Source organism: Zooshikella ganghwensis DSM 15267, from assembly GCF_000428585.1.
Classification (GTDB): Bacteria; Pseudomonadota; Gammaproteobacteria; order Pseudomonadales; family Zooshikellaceae; genus Zooshikella; species Zooshikella ganghwensis.
Window position 1 is genome coordinate 1 of record NZ_AUAF01000279.1, and the last position, 3,299, is coordinate 3,299.

The following is a 3,299-nucleotide window of genomic DNA, read 5'->3' on the forward strand; positions in this document are numbered from 1 at the left end:
TTGTTTCATCCTTGAAAGTGATTGATATGGCTTTCGTATTTACGTCTACAACGCTGGCTACACCACACGTTATCCCGATCAAATTCCAGTTCGCGAAGTTTTGACTTTTTTAGGCGATGAATATAGAGAGGTTGATCGCAGTTAACACAGTGTAACCACCAACCTCTCATCATTAACTCAGCGGCGGGGACATAACCCAGCTCAGCATAGTGATCAAATGCAGAGACTCGCTTTGGTGGATCAGTGTATTGGGGATCGAACTTAAAACGGACACAGGCAAGGTTTAATGCACCTTCTTTACTGACATGAAATATCACCTTTTCTTGACCATCCTCTTCTTCAACTTGCCAAGCAACACAAGGTGGTTCTTTTTGACTTAATGAGTTAATCGTTGAATCCATGACAGACTCCTTTTGATGAATTTAATTAATTTTTATTTAGAGGTTCTTTTATCGTTTAACTAAAGCTATTTGTTCAATGACTGAGCCTGCTTCGGGCGTTAATTAAACCTTTAAACATTTTTGAGTTAGCTAAATAAACAGCTTTTGCAAACCCAAAAGGGGTTATACTTCTTATATTTTTTCTGTCAGCTGATGGTGAACACTTATGAATTCTGTCATCTGGATTCACCTTATTGGGATGATAAGGCTCAGGCATAACAAATCCTCCACCCGTCCATAAACATGTTTTTTTAGTGTATTCATCATTAGGTTCATAGCCACAGTACTGCCATGGATGGAACGTATAATCAGGTTTACGCCAGTAGGTAGAAATAGTGCTAACGGGGTTTTCAATTAAATATGGAGCACCAGACCATTCACATATCTCTGTAGCCGTTGCGAACAAATCAATGGATAAACCCAAACTACGCAACCCTTTACCTTTAAACCATCGAGCACCAGAAACAGCTAAATGGTCACAAGGTGGAAATGCGGCTATAAATTTAATCTGATCTATAATTTCAGCAGGTGGCAGCCAACCAAACCTTATATCGGCACCTACTTTAACAAGATTATTTTTGCGATTAATTCCTGGTTTATGCTGAACATCTATAATCCAACATTCATATCCTGCTTCTAACCAGGGCTTTACCATCTCCCCCGTAAAATCAAAGAGGGACAACATAACAGGCTTCATTTGTTATCCTCCATTAACTCAGCATTAAATGCTTCACGTATCATGTTCACTGTTTTATCGGCTAACAGACTTTTGTCTTCTACGGCTCGAATTTCTGTGCTCTTAAACTGCCTTGGATCTTCGCCACTAACAAAACATTCACCCGTTTTTTTAAGGCAATAGCGAATCCAGTATTCACCACTGTCCATCACGTCCGCAAAGCTCTGAATTAAATCGGGAATAAATAAATGGGCCTGACAGCCGACGCGTTGATTATTTTCAGGTATGAGTAAATTAAACCGCGCACAATGCCATTGGCCATGATCAACCGCTGATGCATGTAAACAGGTTCGGCAATTAACCGCTGGGACTTGTTCACCATGACAAATGGCATGATGATCGCAGAGTTTGCATTCCCACCAACTGGGATCGTCATTTAATTTGTCCAGTGGCTGATCACTGGCAATAATGCGGGCGGCTTTAGCTAACGTGTTTTCAGCATAGGATTTGTCGTATTTAACCCGTTCGCCATACAGTGCGTCGGTATTTTTATTCACCGCAATATAATAAGCCCGATCAATTTGTTGCAGGTGCATATACACTTGCATCTGGGTAAAATGCTGCGGTTTACTTTTTTGTACGCCGTCTTTTTCTAACCCTTTAAAACTCTTTTCGCTGTGGGTTTTCATTTCGATGATATGCCACTGGCTCGGTGCTTCTAAAAAGCCATGGCCCACACCATCCATTGAACCGCCAAAGTGATCCTGGCAAGCCGATACCCGAAATTGTTTGCCAGTATTAGGGTCCACGGTCCAGACTTTCACACCCGCCGCTCGTAAATTCGCGGCAAAACGATCTTCCGCTAAATGGCCAGTTTCAAATAAACGCAGCATTTGTCCTTTATGACTTTTTATCGAGCACCAATGAAAGTCATACCACAGCGCACGCTCACAGCTTTTACCAATGATTGACGCCCCTAAATGGGCGCGCCAACCATGGCCAGTCTGTTGCAGCTCATAGTGCTGATAAATCGCATTAATGGTGCTGTGTTGGGATTCAGGCAGTTGCATGGCTCTGATTCCATACGGGTTGTTCAAAATTCCCTGCAGGTGGATTTGAAGGCGCCTGTTGGGTAGTGATGGGCGGTTGCTGTTGAGGTGTAGCAACGTGCTGCGTAGTTGTTGGTTGTGTTTGGTTATTCCCTGATACAAACTGACTCGGTTGCAGAGTAGGCGGTGTCTGATGCACTATATTGGATGTTTGTTGAGGTGCAGTAGAAGCTGCATGCTGATAGTTCTCTTTCGATAACCAACCCCGTATCACATTTTCCGGTTCGTTGGATTGTTTGTTATTGCGAATGGTGACTTTAATCACCAGCGGTTGATTTAATAATTGATCCGAGTCCTGAACGTTCGGATTACCCAACGCTTGGCCTATAGCTGAAATAGCGCGACGACCAATATTCTCTGCCTGCTGATTCGGATGACTGATATTTTGATTATCAAATACCCGACGTTCGGCGTATTGGCCTTCCAAAATAATGTACGAAAACGCAATATAATGGCCCGTGCCGGCTTTATTCATTTTAACGTCGGCTTTGTCGATCATCGCTAAATAATCACCGGCAGGAATAGGCGTAAATAAATTAATATTGGGATCGTATGCTTGGGTTGAAAAACCTAAATTTGCCATGATTAAACTCCAGATTGATGATGAGGTAAGGCCTGTGAAAATGCATCCCATTGCAGAGGGATTTCCGGGGGCAGGCCATAACGGTTTTTAGCTAAAAAGGCGGGTGTTTCCTGGGTATATAAAACACGTTGGCCGGTGGTAATACCGCGTGTCACTTCGTTACCAAAACCGACATCGGTCTTTTTAACAACGGTTTTAAAATTGGTGAATAACACGCAATCGACCGACTCTTGAATTAAGGCACTGGCCCGGTCATGTAATTTAATTTGGTAACGGTCGTAGGGTTCGGTTTCCGGTGAATCAAAGCGTTTGACCTGGGTATGGGCAATTAAAATAATGGCCATGTTTTTTTCATTACGCAGGGCATCGAGCCAGGCTAAACATTGTCGCCAGTAGGTGAGGGCTTCACCGTAACCTTTGCCATAACCAAAGTCTTCAATACTGCTCTTGCCGTGCTGTTGGGCGGTGTAAGTCCAAATCAGTGGTTCCAA

Annotated in this window: 5 protein-coding genes; all 5 read right to left on the minus strand. The window is 43.1% G+C overall.

Annotated features, from left to right (window positions below):
• Positions 1–5 precede the first annotated feature (5 nt).
• Positions 6–401, minus strand: coding sequence for a hypothetical protein (locus F607_RS0125825; protein WP_027710320.1), 396 nt, complete (start codon positions 399–401; stop codon positions 6–8).
• Between the two features lie 73 nt (positions 402–474).
• Complete coding sequence (locus F607_RS0125830; RefSeq protein ID WP_027710321.1) at positions 475–1,137, minus strand: hypothetical protein; 663 nt, start codon at positions 1,135–1,137, stop codon at positions 475–477.
• On the minus strand, positions 1,134–2,186 hold the full coding sequence (locus tag F607_RS31955) for a hypothetical protein (protein WP_051311843.1): 1,053 nt from the start codon (positions 2,184–2,186) through the stop codon (positions 1,134–1,136). Before F607_RS31955 ends, F607_RS0125830 begins: the two co-directional genes overlap by 4 nt.
• Positions 2,173–2,808 (minus strand): DUF669 domain-containing protein, encoded by a 636-nt coding sequence (locus tag F607_RS0125840; protein ID WP_027710322.1) that lies wholly within the window; start codon positions 2,806–2,808, stop codon positions 2,173–2,175. Before F607_RS0125840 ends, F607_RS31955 begins: the two co-directional genes overlap by 14 nt.
• A 2-nt stretch (positions 2,809–2,810) precedes the next feature.
• Positions 2,811–3,299: ATP-binding protein (locus F607_RS31960; RefSeq protein WP_038292360.1), on the minus strand; the 489-nt coding region annotated here is incomplete at its 5' end.

Excerpts from the sequence above, each read along its gene's own strand:
- F607_RS0125840 (WP_027710322.1), bottom strand. The coding sequence starts at position 2,808 with ATGGCAAATTTAGGTTTTTCAACCCAAGCATACGATCCCAATATTAAT.
- F607_RS31955 (WP_051311843.1), bottom strand. The coding sequence starts at position 2,186 with ATGCAACTGCCTGAATCCCAACACAGCACCATTAATGCGATTTATCAG.
- F607_RS0125825 (WP_027710320.1), bottom strand. The coding sequence starts at position 401 with ATGGATTCAACGATTAACTCATTAAGTCAAAAAGAACCACCTTGTGTT.
- F607_RS0125830 (WP_027710321.1), bottom strand. The coding sequence starts at position 1,137 with ATGAAGCCTGTTATGTTGTCCCTCTTTGATTTTACGGGGGAGATGGTA.